This is a genomic window from Pectobacterium punjabense, assembly GCF_012427845.1.
GTDB lineage: Bacteria > Pseudomonadota > Gammaproteobacteria > Enterobacterales > Enterobacteriaceae > Pectobacterium > Pectobacterium punjabense.
This window is the reverse complement of sequence record NZ_CP038498.1, coordinates 1,366,553-1,381,102: the sequence shown is the minus strand read 5'-3', so window position 1 is coordinate 1,381,102 and position 14,550 is coordinate 1,366,553. Positions and strand designations below refer to the sequence as shown.

The 14,550-nt window shown below is 50.5% G+C and carries 10 protein-coding genes; 7 read left to right on the top strand and 3 right to left on the bottom strand.

From position 1 onward, the window contains the following. Nucleotides 1-18: 18 nt before the first annotated feature. Both rcsC and gyrA read right to left on the bottom strand, forming a co-directional pair. Nucleotides 19-2,874, bottom strand: a complete 2,856-nt coding sequence (gene rcsC, locus E2566_RS06125; RefSeq protein ID WP_107168363.1) for a two-component system sensor histidine kinase RcsC — start codon at nucleotides 2,872-2,874, stop codon at nucleotides 19-21. A gap of 115 nt (nucleotides 2,875-2,989) precedes the next feature. Next, nucleotides 2,990-5,629, bottom strand: a complete 2,640-nt coding sequence (gene gyrA / locus E2566_RS06120; RefSeq protein ID WP_107168364.1) for a DNA topoisomerase (ATP-hydrolyzing) subunit A — start codon at nucleotides 5,627-5,629, stop codon at nucleotides 2,990-2,992. Between the two features lie 248 nt (nucleotides 5,630-5,877). On the opposite strand from gyrA, the gene ubiG reads away from it, so the two are divergent. The 7 genes from ubiG to E2566_RS06085 all read left to right on the top strand — a co-directional run bounded on the left by ubiG (nucleotide 5,878) and on the right by E2566_RS06085 (nucleotide 14,083). Beyond that, nucleotides 5,878-6,597: a bifunctional 2-polyprenyl-6-hydroxyphenol methylase/3-demethylubiquinol 3-O-methyltransferase UbiG gene (gene ubiG, locus E2566_RS06115; protein WP_107168365.1), complete on the top strand. Its 720-nt coding sequence runs from the start codon at nucleotides 5,878-5,880 to the stop codon at nucleotides 6,595-6,597. 349 nt (nucleotides 6,598-6,946) lie between these two features. Next, nucleotides 6,947-9,232, top strand: coding sequence for a class 1a ribonucleoside-diphosphate reductase subunit alpha (gene nrdA, locus E2566_RS06110; RefSeq protein WP_107168366.1), 2,286 nt, complete (start codon nucleotides 6,947-6,949; stop codon nucleotides 9,230-9,232). Between the two features lie 109 nt (nucleotides 9,233-9,341). Next, nucleotides 9,342-10,472: a class Ia ribonucleoside-diphosphate reductase subunit beta gene (gene nrdB, locus E2566_RS06105; protein WP_107168367.1), complete on the top strand. Its 1,131-nt coding sequence runs from the start codon at nucleotides 9,342-9,344 to the stop codon at nucleotides 10,470-10,472. A gap of 3 nt (nucleotides 10,473-10,475) precedes the next feature. Next, complete coding sequence (yfaE, locus tag E2566_RS06100; RefSeq protein ID WP_107168368.1) at nucleotides 10,476-10,736, top strand: class I ribonucleotide reductase maintenance protein YfaE; 261 nt, start codon at nucleotides 10,476-10,478, stop codon at nucleotides 10,734-10,736. Between the two features lie 199 nt (nucleotides 10,737-10,935). Next, nucleotides 10,936-12,546, top strand: coding sequence for a methyl-accepting chemotaxis protein (locus E2566_RS06095; protein ID WP_107168369.1), 1,611 nt, complete (start codon nucleotides 10,936-10,938; stop codon nucleotides 12,544-12,546). 167 nt (nucleotides 12,547-12,713) lie between these two features. Next, entirely contained in the window at nucleotides 12,714-13,628 is a 915-nt protein-coding gene (locus E2566_RS06090) for an SPFH domain-containing protein (protein ID WP_107168370.1), read from the top strand. Further along, nucleotides 13,628-14,083: an NfeD family protein gene (locus E2566_RS06085; RefSeq protein WP_107168371.1), complete on the top strand. Its 456-nt coding sequence runs from the start codon at nucleotides 13,628-13,630 to the stop codon at nucleotides 14,081-14,083. Before E2566_RS06090 ends, E2566_RS06085 begins: the two co-directional genes overlap by 1 nt. Before the next feature lie 9 nt (nucleotides 14,084-14,092). Here the strand turns inward: E2566_RS06085 and cueR are convergent, their stop codons facing one another. Further along, on the bottom strand, nucleotides 14,093-14,512 hold the full coding sequence (cueR, locus tag E2566_RS06080; protein WP_107168372.1) for a Cu(I)-responsive transcriptional regulator: 420 nt from the start codon (nucleotides 14,510-14,512) through the stop codon (nucleotides 14,093-14,095). Nucleotides 14,513-14,550 lie beyond the last annotated feature (38 nt).

The following is a 14,550-nucleotide window of genomic DNA, read 5'->3' as shown; positions in this document are numbered from 1 at the left end:
CAATTGCGCCGATGCAGGTCACTTCTCGGATGTTCTCGCCTGACGCACCACGTTACTGTAATACGCCAGCGCCTGCTGCAATGTATCCAGCGTAACCGGTTTTGACAAACAGTGATCCATCCCCGCCCCAAGGCAGCGTTCTCTTTCCTCTGCCAATGCATTCGCCGTCACGCCAATGACCGGGAAGCGTAGCCCCTGCTCCCGCATGCGCTGGGTGAATAAATAACCATCCATATTCGGCATGTTGACGTCCGTCAGCACGATATCAATGTGGTGTTTACTCAATACGCTCAGCCCATCTACGCCGTCATTCGCCGTCATCGCCTGATACCCCAGAGAACCCAACTGATCGGCCAGCAATCGACGGTTGATAGGGTGATCGTCAACGACAAGAATCATAATGTCGCCATTCTCAACCCGCTCATAGTGCGTCAGCGGCGGTGAAATCTCCTCGCGAGTGTTTTCTTCACTTTCTGAGCGATAAATTTTCTCCAGCAAATCAGGCAGATGTTGAGGTGTCGATGTCCCCTGCACCCAGTGGCCCTCACTCACTTTCTGTGCCGATCCGTTATGTGCGCCGCTTATCACGATATGCGCCCGAACAGTAATATCTTCTGGCGGGCTGTAATCACTAATCATCACATCATCGGGCGACACAGTTTGATTTTGGTAACGCACAGCCTGCACGCCTTGGTTCTGCAACAACGTCAGTAGATATGCCTCCAGCCGGGCATTGCGCACCCTCAACCAGCATATTTTCCCTTGCAGGCTGGCGTTGATCGCCACGGGAGCATAGTGCGCTTTATACAACGGAATCCTGACGCCAAACAGGCTGCCGAGCCCCGGTTCCGACTCGATGGTAATGTCGCCATCCATCAGATTGACCAGCTTCTCACAAATGGCCAACCCTAGTCCTGTACCCTGAAAATGGCGCTGTACACCACTCCCCGCTTGGAAGAATGGATCAAACAACTTCACTGCCTCACGCGGTTGAATACCCACACCAGTATCACGCACCACAAATTCCAGATAACCATCGCGGCAGCCAACTTCAAAAATGATGCAGCCCGTATCCGTAAACTTGATCGCGTTACTCAACAGGTTAGACAGCACCTGCTGTAAACGAACAGGATCGCCAAACAGGCTGACCGGTACATTAGGATCGATAAAGCAGTACAGCATCAGGCGTTTTTTGACCACCAGCGGGAGATAGTTACTGGTGATGTGGCTGATCACCTCATGCGGTGCAAATTCACAGGGTTCTATCTTCAACTGCTCCGACTCAATCTTGGAAAAATCGAGGATATCGCTGATGATCTTCAGCAGCAGTGAGGAAGAGTTGTTCATCGCCAAGACCAAACGGTTAGCATCCTGCGGCAGCGCCTTGGTTTGCAGCAAATCAAGATTGCCAATAATGCCATAAAGCGGCGTGCGCAATTCATGGCTCACAGTGGCAAGGAACATCGATTTAGACTGGCTTGCCTGCTCGGCGGCATTCGCCATTTCCTGTAGCGACTCTTCCATTTTGACGCGCGCGCTAACGTCCAGCAGCACACAAATCGCCACATTTTCATTGCGGTAACGCGAATGGACAAAGCTGATTTGCAGGTGGTGGTTACGGCTGGTCATCACATCCACAAACTTGGACTGCTGCTCGCAAATAATGCGGGTAATTCTCAATCGGTCTTCGTGGGTGAGTAAATTAAGGTAGTTGTGCGCCAGTTCGTTACTGAGGATATTTGTACCGTCACTAATACGCAGAATACAAATGCCTACCGGTGCCGACGCCACGATCTTGCGGTTGAATTGCTCATTCTCTTCCAACTGAAAGGCATTCACTTCCGCAGGCAACAGCATTTTTCGCTCAAACACCAGCGCCAACACAAACAATAGAATTGCCGAAAGGATATTCAGCACGAGCATATTGATCATCAATGCACTGATATGTGACAACAGCACCTTCAGCGGCAGCGAGTACACAATACTGAACGAAGTAGGCGGCAGCGCCTTCTTCAGAATGAGTTCATCATAGCCATTCGCATAACCAAAATAGTTATGATCGGAGGGATAACCCTCTGCCGAGGAAGCAGAGAGCCCTCTGTCATCGGAAAACTGTAAAACGACCTGATTATATTGATCCAACAACTTGGCATTGAGCGGAAATTTGCTGACGGTGACGAAGTCATCCAGACGAATCGTCTGTTCAATCCCCATGATGACTTCCAGCTTGTTATCCACATAGATCGGCGTGAGTGCATATAAATAGCCGACATCGGGGATGGATGCGGGGGTAATCCAATAAAGCGTTTCATCACGCCCAGTTTGGGTACGATTTTTCTTCTGATCCTGAAACCGATCCTGCACATTTTTAAGCAAGTTATCACGGTCAAGCGACTGATTACGAATGCCAAAATCAACCATACAGCGCCGATCGCCGCCGACAAAAAAGACCCGATTAAGATCGTAGACGGCAGAGAAATTATCCTGCCAGCCATTGAAAAAATGACTCAATGAGAGCAGCGCTGCATTCCCGCCATATTGCATGGAACAGGTTGCGCCGGGCGTAAGCGCATAAACAGAAACACCCGGCCCCTCTTCTGTTGGCGGCTCAGCCCTTTCTCTCGCCAGCACTAAACGATTTGCCGCCAGATACTGAAGTTCGCGCACAATATCCGCAGCATGGCGGATGTATCCCTGCGACTGATCAAAGCTAAGATTATATTCCTGCCGCAGCTCCGACTCTTTTTCATTCAATACTTTAGTAATATAGAAAACGGATATTAGCGCGCCTAACACCCACAGCATGATCGCCAAAACCCGGAACAAATAGCGGGAGACTTTTAATGTGGTATGGAATGAGGCGAGATATTTCAAGTGAATACCGTTGAATGATGGAAGAACCAGTTGGCTGATACACTACCGAGTGTCGATAAAAAAAGCCAGCGCATCGCGCTGGCTTACTCGGCTCATTCCAGTTTAAGGAAAAGGCTTATTCGTCATCTTCAGCGATATCATCATCGCCATCCATGTCGTCGATAGCATCATCGTCTTCGGCAATTTCACCTTCAACGTTTACCACGCCATCCAGCTCTTCATCTTCTACCGGTTCAGCAACACGTTGCAGGCCGACAACATTTTCGTCTTCCGCCGTACGAATCAGCGTAACACCCTGGGTGTTACGCCCAACGATGCTGACTTCAGACACGCGTGTACGCACCAGCGTTCCCGCATCGGTGATCATCATAATCTGGTCTGCGGCATCAACCTGAACCGCACCAACCACTTTACCGTTACGCTCGCTGACCTTGATAGAGATAACCCCTTTCGTCGCACGTGACTTGGTTGGGTACTCACTCACCGCAGTACGTTTACCAAAGCCATTTTGTGTGACGGTCAGGATGTCGCCCTCACCGCGAGGAATAATCAACGACACCACGCGATCTTCACCTTGCAGGTTGATACCACGAACGCCCGTTGCCGTACGCCCCATGGAGCGCACCGCCTGTTCAGAGAAGCGGACTACTTTACCTTCCGCTGAGAACAGCATCGCTTCATCGCTGCCATCGGTCAGGTCAACGCCAATCAGCTCGTCACCCTCGTTCAGGTTAACGGCGATGATCCCCGCGCTACGCGGACGGCTGAATTCCGTCAACGCCGTTTTCTTCACCGTACCGCTCGCGGTTGCCATGAAGATATGGCGGCCTTCTTCGTATTCACGGACTGGCAGAATCGCCGTGATACGTTCATTTGGCTCAAGCGGCAGCAGGTTAACGATCGGACGACCGCGCGCGCCACGGCTGGCTTCCGGCAATTGATACACCTTCATCCAGTACAGACGGCCACGGCTGGAGAAGCACAGGATCGTGTCGTGGGTATTGGCTACCAGCAGACGATCGATAAAGTCTTCTTCTTTAATACGAGCCGCAGATTTACCACGACCACCACGACGTTGGGCTTCGTAATCGCTCAGCGGCTGATACTTCACATAACCCTGGTGAGACAGCGTGACGACAACATCTTCCTGATTAATCAGGTCTTCGATATTGATATCGGCGCTATTCGCCGTGATTTCTGTGCGGCGCTCATCGCTGTACTGCGTTTTGATTGCTTCCAGCTCTTCGCGGATCACTTCCATCAGGCGCTCAGGACTGTTGAGGATATAAAGCAGCTCAGCGATCTCCGCCAACAGCGCTTTATATTCATCCAGCAGCTTTTCGTGCTCCATCCCAGTCAGTTTTTGCAAACGTAGATCCAGAATCGCCTGCGCTTGCTGTTCTGTCAGGTAGTAGCGGCCGTCACGAATACCGAACTCTGGCTCCAGCCACTCTGGACGTGCAGCATCATCGCCCGCGCGTTCCAACATGGTAGAAACGCTGCCCAGTTCCCACGCTTGTGCGATCAGCGAGGCTTTCGCTTCAGCAGGTGACGCCGCACGACGAATCAGTTCGATAATCGGATCGATGTTCGCCAGCGCAATGGCCAGACCTTCCAGGATATGGGCGCGGTCACGGGCTTTACGCAGTTCAAAAATGGTACGGCGCGTCACCACTTCACGGCGATGGCGCACAAACGCAACCAGAATGTCCTTCAGCGGCATGATCTTAGGCTGGCCCTGATGCAGTGCCACCATGTTGATGCCGAATGACGTCTGAAGCTGCGTCTGGGAATACAGATTATTCAGGACCACTTCGCCCACGGCGTCGCGCTTAATCTCGATGACGATACGCATACCGTCTTTATCGGATTCGTCACGCAGGGCGCTAATCCCTTCAATACGTTTGTCTTTGACCAGCTCAGCAATTTTCTCGATCAGGCGTGCTTTGTTCACCTGGTACGGAATTTCATGCACGATGATGGTTTCACGTCCGGTTTTCGCGTCCGCTTCAACTTCAGCACGCGCACGGATGTAAATTTTACCGCGCCCGGTGCGATAGGCCTCTTCAATACCGCGTCGGCCATTGATGATCGCCGCCGTTGGGAAATCCGGGCCTTTGATGTGCTCCATCAACCCTTCAAGGGTAATGTTTTCATCGTCGATATACGCCAGACAGCCGTTCACAACTTCCGTCAGGTTGTGCGGTGGAATGTTCGTTGCCATCCCGACGGCGATACCGGAAGAGCCGTTAACCAGCAGGTTGGGAATACGCGTAGGCATGACGTCAGGAATCTGCTCGGTGCCGTCATAGTTCGGCACAAAATCGACCGTCTCTTTTTCGAGATCGGCCAGCAGTTCATGAGCAATTTTCGACATGCGAATTTCGGTATAACGCATGGCCGCAGCGGAGTCGCCGTCAATCGAACCAAAGTTACCCTGACCATCAACCAGCATGTAGCGCAGTGAAAAAGGCTGCGCCATACGCACGATGGTTTCATAAACGGCAGAGTCGCCGTGCGGGTGGTATTTACCGATGACATCCCCGACGACACGGGCGGATTTTTTATACGGTTTGTTCCAGTCGTTACCCAGTACGCTCATCGCATACAGTACGCGGCGGTGTACCGGTTTCAGTCCATCTCGAACATCTGGTAATGCACGTCCGACAATAACGGACATCGCATAATCCAGATACGAGCTTTTCAGCTCTTCTTCAATATTGACCGGTGTGATTTCTCTGGCAAGGTCGCTCATGGAGCCGCTATCCCTCTATTTAGGCATCTACCCGTGTTCAGAAAAGTGAACCGTTCAGAAAGGTGAACTGTTCAAAAGGTGAAAAATTATATCACAAACCGCCGTTTCGGGGGAAACTCCCTTCCGCTCTGAACAGACTGTTTTCCTCATGAATGTTTATCCCACAGAAAAAAGCGACAGCGCTGCACGTTGCGACATGAAGGGGTATACTCGCGGCAGTAGAAGATGATGAAAGGCAGCGATGACACATGAATGTAGAAAATCAAACCCCGAACGTTGACCATCAGGAAATTGCCAAATTTGAGGCTATTGCCTCCCGCTGGTGGGATTTAGACGGTGAATTCAAACCCTTGCACCGCATTAATCCGCTGCGTCTGGGCTATATTTCACGGCGTGCGGAAGGCCTGTTCGGCAAGAAAGTGTTGGATGTCGGCTGCGGCGGCGGCATTTTGGCCGAGAGCATGGCGCGTGAAGGTGCGGACGTCACCGGGCTGGATATGGGCGCAGAGCCGTTAGACGTTGCGCGTTTACATGCGCTGGAAAGCGGTATCACTGTCGATTACGTGCAGGAAACGGTAGAAGCCCATGCTCATGCTCACCCAGGCCTTTACGATGTGGTCACCTGCATGGAGATGCTGGAACACGTTCCCGATCCGCACTCCGTGGTGCAGGCTTGCGCTAAGTTGGTCAAGCCAGGCGGGCACGTGTTTTTCTCCACGATCAACCGCAATGCAAAAGCGTGGATGATGGCCGTTATCGGCGCTGAGTATGTTTTAAAAATGGTGCCACGCGGCACGCACGATATTAAGAAATTCATTCGCCCAGCAGAGCTGATGCACTGGGTTGACAGTACGCCGCTGCGTGAAAAGCATATCACCGGGCTGCATTACAACCCGTTGACGGACCACTTTAAGCTCGGTCCAAACGTAGACGTGAACTACATGCTTCATACCCGCCACGATAAATAGAACCCATTAAGAATACTCTTAAAAGTTGCGTGGTTTTTCACCGCGCAATTTTTTGGGTTTATCTGAAAAACCAACAAAATGGACGCGACTTATTTTTTTTACAGAATATTGACATCCTCTTAGCCCTTACAAAATCAGGATTTCGAGAAACCAACGCTTCAGCAACCTGAAATTAACACCAAAATCAAGCCTTGTACTCAAACGAATCCAGACTAGAATACTCACCATGTAGTAGCCATTTATCAAAAAATATCCATATCTAGTATTTATCCACAGAGTTAGTCACAGAGGAATTTCTGTGAATAAACGGGGGATATTTTTTTATTTTCATCAACAGGTAAATCCCAACATGAACCAGAGCTTGCTCGTTACCAAACGCGATGGCAGTAAAGAAAAAATCAATTTGGATAAAATCCACCGCGTCATTACCTGGGCCGCAGAAGGTTTACACAATGTCTCCGTTTCTCAGGTGGAACTGCGTTCCCACATTCAGTTTTACGACAGTATCAAAACCTCTGATATCCATGAGACCATCATCAAGGCCGCTGCCGATCTTATCTCCCGCGAAAGCCCAGATTATCAATACCTGGCCGCGCGTCTGGCTATCTTCCATCTGCGCAAGAAAGCCTACGGTCAGTTTGAACCCCCCGCGCTGCTGACGCACGTCACCAACATGGTAGAACTGGGTAAATACGACAAGCACCTGCTGGAAGACTATAGCCCCGAAGAATTCGCTCAGATGGACGCTTTCATCGATCACTGGCGTGACATGAATTTCTCCTATGCTGCGGTTAAACAGCTGGAAGGAAAATATCTGGTCCAAAACCGCGTGACCGGTGATATCTACGAAAGCGCCCAGTTCCTGTACATTCTGGTCGCCGCCTGCCTGTTCTCCGGCTACCCGCGTGAAACCCGTCTGGATTACGTTAAACGTTTCTATGACGCGATTTCCACATTCAAAATTTCTCTGCCAACGCCAATCATGGCGGGTGTGCGCACCCCGACACGTCAGTTCAGTTCCTGCGTGCTGATCGAATGCGGTGACAGTCTGGATTCCATCAACGCAACGTCCAGCGCTATCGTGAAATATGTTTCCCAGCGTGCCGGTATCGGCATCAACGCGGGCCACATCCGTGCGCTCGGTAGCCCAATCCGTGGCGGTGAAGCGTTCCATACCGGCTGTATCCCTTTCTATAAGCATTTCCAGACAGCCGTGAAATCCTGCTCTCAGGGCGGCGTACGCGGCGGGGCTGCCACGCTGTTCTATCCGCTGTGGCATCTGGAAGTAGAAAGTCTGCTGGTGTTGAAAAACAACCGTGGCGTAGAAGGCAACCGCGTTCGTCACCTCGATTACGGCGTACAGTTGAACAAACTGATGTATCAGCGCTTGGTAAAAGGTGAAGAGATCACGCTGTTCAGCCCATCTGACGTTCCGGGGCTATACGACGCGTTCTTCGCCGATCAGAATGAGTTCGAGCGCCTGTATGTGAAATACGAGCAGGATGACAGCATCCGCAAGCAGCGCATCAAAGCCGTTGAACTGTTCTCCCTGATGATGCAGGAACGTGCTTCTACAGGCCGTATCTATATTCAGAACGTTGACCACTGCAATACGCACAGTCCGTTCGATCCGGTGATTGCGCCGGTTCGTCAGTCCAACCTGTGTCTGGAAATCGCGTTGCCGACCAAGCCGTTGAACGATGTGAATGATGAAAACGGTGAAATCGCACTGTGTACGCTGTCAGCGTTTAACCTCGGCGCAATTAACAGCCTGGACGATTTGGAAGATTTAGCCACGCTCGCAGTACGCGCGCTGGATGCCCTGCTGGATTATCAGGATTACCCGATTAAGGCAGCAGAGCGTGGTGCGATGGGTCGTCGTACGTTGGGCATTGGCGTCATCAACTTTGCCTACTATCTGGCGAAAAATGGCGTACGTTACTCCGATGGCAGCGCCAACGGCCTGACGCACAAAACGTTTGAAGCGATCCAATACTATCTCCTGAAGGCATCGAATGTGCTGGCGCGTGAGCAAGGTGCCTGCCCATGGTTCAATGAAACCACCTACTCACAGGGTATTTTACCGATCGATACCTACAAGCGCGATCTGGACGCGATTTGCAACGAACCGCTGCATCTCGACTGGGAAGCGTTGCGTAAAGATATTAAAGCGTACGGCCTGCGTAACTCAACGCTGTCTGCGCTAATGCCGTCTGAAACGTCGTCTCAAATCTCTAACGCCACCAACGGTATTGAACCACCGCGCGGCCACATCAGCGTCAAAGCGTCCAAAGACGGCATTTTGCGCCAAGTCGTGCCAGAGTACGAAACGCTGAAAGATGCCTACGAACTGCTGTGGGACATGCCAAATAACGATGGATACCTGCAACTGGTGGGTCTGATGCAGAAATTTGTCGATCAGGCGATCTCCTCCAACACCAACTACGATCCATCACGCTTCCCGTCAGGTCGGGTGCCGATGAAGCAGTTGCTGAAAGATCTGGTCACGGCCTACAAATTCGGCGTTAAAACGCTGTATTACCAAAACACCCGTGACGGCGCTGAAGACGTACAAGACGATCTGTTGGCAGAGCCACAGGACGATGGCTGCGAAGGCGGCGCGTGTAAGATTTAAGCCAATAATAAAAGGCTGCGATGCAGCCTTTTATCCTTTTAGCGCGGGCGTTTTACCCGCAGCCGCAAGCGGCGTTAAAAAATGCTCACGGCATTTTTTGGAGAGATTAATGGCCTACACCACTTTTTCACAGAATAAAAATGACCAGTTGCTAGAACCCATGTTCTTCGGCCAGTCTGTTAACGTTGCACGTTTCGATCAGCAAAAATATGAAATTTTCGAAAAGCTAATCGAAAAACAGCTGTCCTTCTTCTGGCGTCCGGAAGAAGTTGATGTGTCTCGCGACCGCATCGACTATCAGGCACTCCCCGATCATGAAAAACACATCTTCATCAGCAACCTGAAATACCAGACGCTGCTGGATTCGATTCAGGGACGTAGCCCAAACGTAGCGTTACTGCCGCTAATCTCTATCCCTGAGCTGGAAACCTGGGTGGAAACCTGGGCATTCTCGGAAACCATTCACTCACGTTCCTACACCCATATTATTCGTAATATCGTGAACGATCCGTCGCTGGTATTTGACGATATCGTAACGAACGAAGAGATTCTGAAGCGTGCCAAGGATATCTCCGGCTACTACGATTCGCTGATCGAGATGACCAGCTACTACCATCTTCTGGGCGCAGGGACACATCAGGTTAACGGTAAAACCATCACCGTGGATTTACATACGCTGAAAAAACAGCTGTATATCTGCCTGATGAGCGTTAACGCACTGGAGGCGATTCGTTTCTATGTCAGCTTTGCCTGCTCGTTTGCTTTTGCAGAACGTGAACTGATGGAAGGCAACGCCAAAATCATCAAGCTCATCGCCCGTGACGAAGCACTGCACCTGACTGGCACGCAACACATGCTGAACCTGATGCGTTCTGGTCATGACGACCCTGAAATGGCGCAGATTGCCGAAGAGTGTCAGCAGGAGTGCTATGACCTGTTCGTACTCGCCGCTCAGCAAGAAAAAGAGTGGGCTGAATACCTGTTCCGCGACGGTTCGATGATTGGCCTGAACAAAGATATTCTGTGCCAGTACGTGGAATACATCACCAACATCCGCATGCAGGCAGTAGGTCTGCCGCTGCCATTCCAGACGCGTACTAACCCCATTCCGTGGATTAACGCCTGGCTGGTATCCGATAACGTACAGGTTGCACCGCAGGAAGTTGAAGTCAGCTCTTATCTGGTCGGTCAGATCGATTCAGAAATCAGCGACGACGACCTGAGCGATTTCCAACTGTAATCGATGAGCAATCCAACTATTACGCTGCGCACATCAGGTGCGCAGTTTTCCTGTTCAGACGATGGCCCTTCCCTGCTGGATGTGCTGGAATCCAACCGCGTCAGCATTGAATACCAGTGCCGCTCTGGCTATTGCGGTTCCTGTCGGCTGCGTCTGGTAAAAGGCAGAGTCGCGTATCGTCAAACACCACTAGCCTGTATCCAACAGGATGAAATCCTCCCCTGCTGCTGTATGCCGCAAGGCGACATCGAACTGGATCTATAGCCCTATCTCTTTCATATTTTTTGTTCTTGCTATTGAAGATTATTTAATTGAATAAGCTCGCTTATTTGGTTATTTTTTCTTTACTCAGAATAAGTCAATAATATCGACACATCATGCCAAAATAATAACCATCATATTACAACTCGATATACATTTGTTTTACGATTTTGACTATACATAGCAAAAAAGGACCTATCACATGAGAATAAGCACAAGATTAAACACCGGATTCGGTGCAGGGATGCTAATAGTCGCTATTATTGGCTTTATTTCAACGGTTAATTTATCCAGCCTTAATAATCAAGTAGAAAAAATAGTTCAGACGCTATATCCCACCACGGCTTACGCCAATACGTTAATTAGTGAAATAAATAACGTCTTCGTCGAACAATCCGCTTTTTTTATCAATGAAAAGCCGGAAGACAACGAGGCAACAATTGAAGCAATTAAAAAACATCGCAGCAAGATGGTTGAAAATCTGGATCAACTACAGCGACTGGTCGTAAATGATCCTGGCCTTCAAGAGAAATTGGCTGAACTAAAAAAAGCGCATCAGGCCTTTTCCCAATCGAGCGATAACTTACTTCAGGAAGCCAAAATAGGTAACAAAGACGGGTTACGTGAACAGGCGTTAAATGTAACCTGGCCGCTTGGCACGACGCTGAAATCACTGGCTGAGCAGTTTATTGATGAATCGAATAATAGAATGACGCAGTCGGAAAAAACGGTACATGATGAATATCACACAGCCAGGTTATTTCTCCTGTTTATTATTGTAGTTGGTATTGTCTTTAGCTTTATCATTTCTCGCATCGTCATTCGCAGCATTATTCCGCCATTAACGCAGGCATTACATTTAGCCCAGAATGTCGCAAAAGGTAACCTGACACATTCTCTGCAAGGCTCGACGAAAGATGAAGCAGGTATATTACTTAATGAATTAAACAATATGACAGTCAGCCTACGAGATATTGTCAGTCAGGTACGCGACGGTGCCAGCGCGATCTCCACAGCGACATCGCAATTGAGCGCCGGAAATAGCGATCTATCGGCTCGGACTGAACATCAGGCCAGTTCGCTGGAAGAAACCGTCTCATCAATGGAGCAGTTAACGTCCACGCTGAAAAACACGGCTGAAAATACTCATCGCGCCGACGCCCTTGCTTCCGAAGCATCGAAGGATATGCAAGACAGCACAGCGACGATGAAACAGGTAACAGAAAAAATGCGCGACATTCGCGATTCATCGCGCCGCATGGTGGAAATTATCGGTACGATTGACGGCATTGCATTCCAAACTAATATTCTGGCGCTGAACGCCGCTGTTGAAGCCGCCAGAGCGGGTGAGCAAGGGCGTGGATTTGCCGTTGTCGCAGGTGAGGTACGCAATCTGGCGCAGCGCAGCGCATTAGCCGCCAAAGAGATTAAAGTGCTCATTGATAACTCAGTAGATAAAATCCATGAAGGTATGGAGATGGTGGAAACCGCAGAATCATCGATCGGTGCGCTGGTCGACAACGCGTCAACCGTCGGCCAGATCATGAATGAGATTGCGCGCGCCAGCGGAGAGCAGAGCGAAGGGATCAACCAGATAAACATTGCCATCGGGCAAATTGATATGGCCACACAGCAAAATGTGTCGTTGGTCGAGCAGTCCACCGCGGCGACACAATCGCTGCAAGATCTGGCTCAACAGCTATCGGCATCCGTCTCCACCTTTATTCTCACTGATTCTATCGATACGCCCCAGTTCATCAATGCACCACAGCGCCTCTTGACGGGCTTGCCAGCAGCCACGTCTCGTCTCTGATCTCGACAACGCATCCCCTCAATTAACCAGCCAGTCCGACTCTCTCGGGCTGGCTGCCGTCAAAGATAGGTTTTAGCCGTGGATGGCGCTAGAATCGTCATGCAATACATTTTCGCCTAATTTTCTCTGGGACACTCAAAAAACAGTCATAAATAGAGGTTAATACTATGCTTACCGTCATTCCCGTTTTGATCTTTGTTGCACTTATCATCGTCTGGTCAGGCATCAAAATCGTACCTCAGGGATACCAATGGACTGTAGAACGTTTTGGCCGCTACACCAAAACGCTGATGCCGGGGCTTAATCTGGTCGTGCCTTTCATGGATCGTGTTGGTCGTAAAATCAACATGATGGAACAGGTATTAGACATCCCCTCTCAGGAAATTATCTCACGCGATAACGCCAATGTAGCGATTGATGCCGTCTGCTTTATTCAGGTAATCGATCCAGCGCGGGCGGCCTATGAAGTCAGTAATCTGGAACAGGCTATCGTCAACCTCACCATGACCAACTTCCGTACCGTGCTGGGTTCCATGGAGCTGGACGAAATGTTGTCCCAGCGCGACAGCATCAATACTCGCCTGCTGCACATCGTTGACGAAGCCACCAATCCGTGGGGCATTAAAATCACGCGTATTGAGATCCGCGACGTCCGTCCGCCAGCAGAACTGATTGCGGCAATGAACGCGCAGATGAAAGCGGAACGTAACAAACGTGCCGATATTCTGGAGGCTGAAGGGGTACGTCAGGCCGCTATCCTGAAAGCCGAAGGGGAAAAGCAGTCGCAAATTCTGAAGGCGGAAGGCCAACGCCAGTCCGCATTCCTTGAAGCGGAAGCGCGTGAACGTGCGGCAGAAGCAGAAGCACAGGCAACTAAAATGGTCTCTGAGGCCATCGCGGCGGGTAACATTCAGGCAATTAACTACTTTGTCGCCCAGAAATATACCGATGCCTTGCAGCAGATTGGCTCCTCCAATAACAGCAAAGTGATCATGATGCCGCTAGAAGCCAGTAACCTGATGGGAGCCATTGGCGGGATCACCGAGCTGATTAAAGACAGCAAAGACAGCCGAGGTCAATAATGGGCATTGAACTGGTGATGGAAAATGCACACTGGTTCTGGCTGTCACTCGGCGGTCTGCTTTTAGCCGCCGAAATGCTAGGTGCCAGCGGTTATCTGCTGTGGAGCGGCTTATCCGCCGTATTGGTTGGGCTACTCACGTGGGTTATGCCGCTGGGCTGGCCATGGCAGGGGACAATTTTCGCCATCATGACGATCGTTACGGCGTTGCTCTGGTGGTATTGGCTGCGTAAGCGAACGCTGTCGCGCCCACCGTCAACGCTTAACCAACGTGGGCAACAGTTGATTGGCCTGCGCGCTACCCTGACCGAACCCGTGATTAACGGCTTTGGCCGGGTCAACATCGGCGATAGCAGTTGGCGCGTGAAATCAGAGCAGGAACTGCCTGCCGGCACGCATGTTGAAGTGTTTGCCGTTGACGGCATCACACTGCATGTCCGGCCGATTGAGCACTAACAGAGCGCACTATTTAGGGGAGCCCGACTCCCCTTTCTGACAGCAGCCCGCCAGATTATTAATGATCGGACACTCAGCACTTCCGTCACCAGGGCACTGTTCGGCCAACGCCAGCAGTTGTTCACGCATTGTTTTCAACTCTTCGATATGCATCTCGATTTCCTGCACTTTCTGCAAAGTTCGCGCTTTGACATCCGCACTGCGCCGCAGCGGATCGTTAAATAGCGTAACCAGTTCCCGGCATTCCTCCAGATTAAAACCAACCTGGCGCGCCTGACGCAGCAGCGTTAGCTCTTCGACATGATGCTCGTCGTAGCTACGATAACCATTTTCAGAACGCAGCGGCGTAGTCAGAAGTTCTTTCTCTTCATAAAAGCGAATGGTTTTACTGCTAAGACCGGTTTTTTTCGCAACATCACTGATATTCATGATTTCCCCCTTGACCCTCCCCTTGCTAGAAGGTTTAC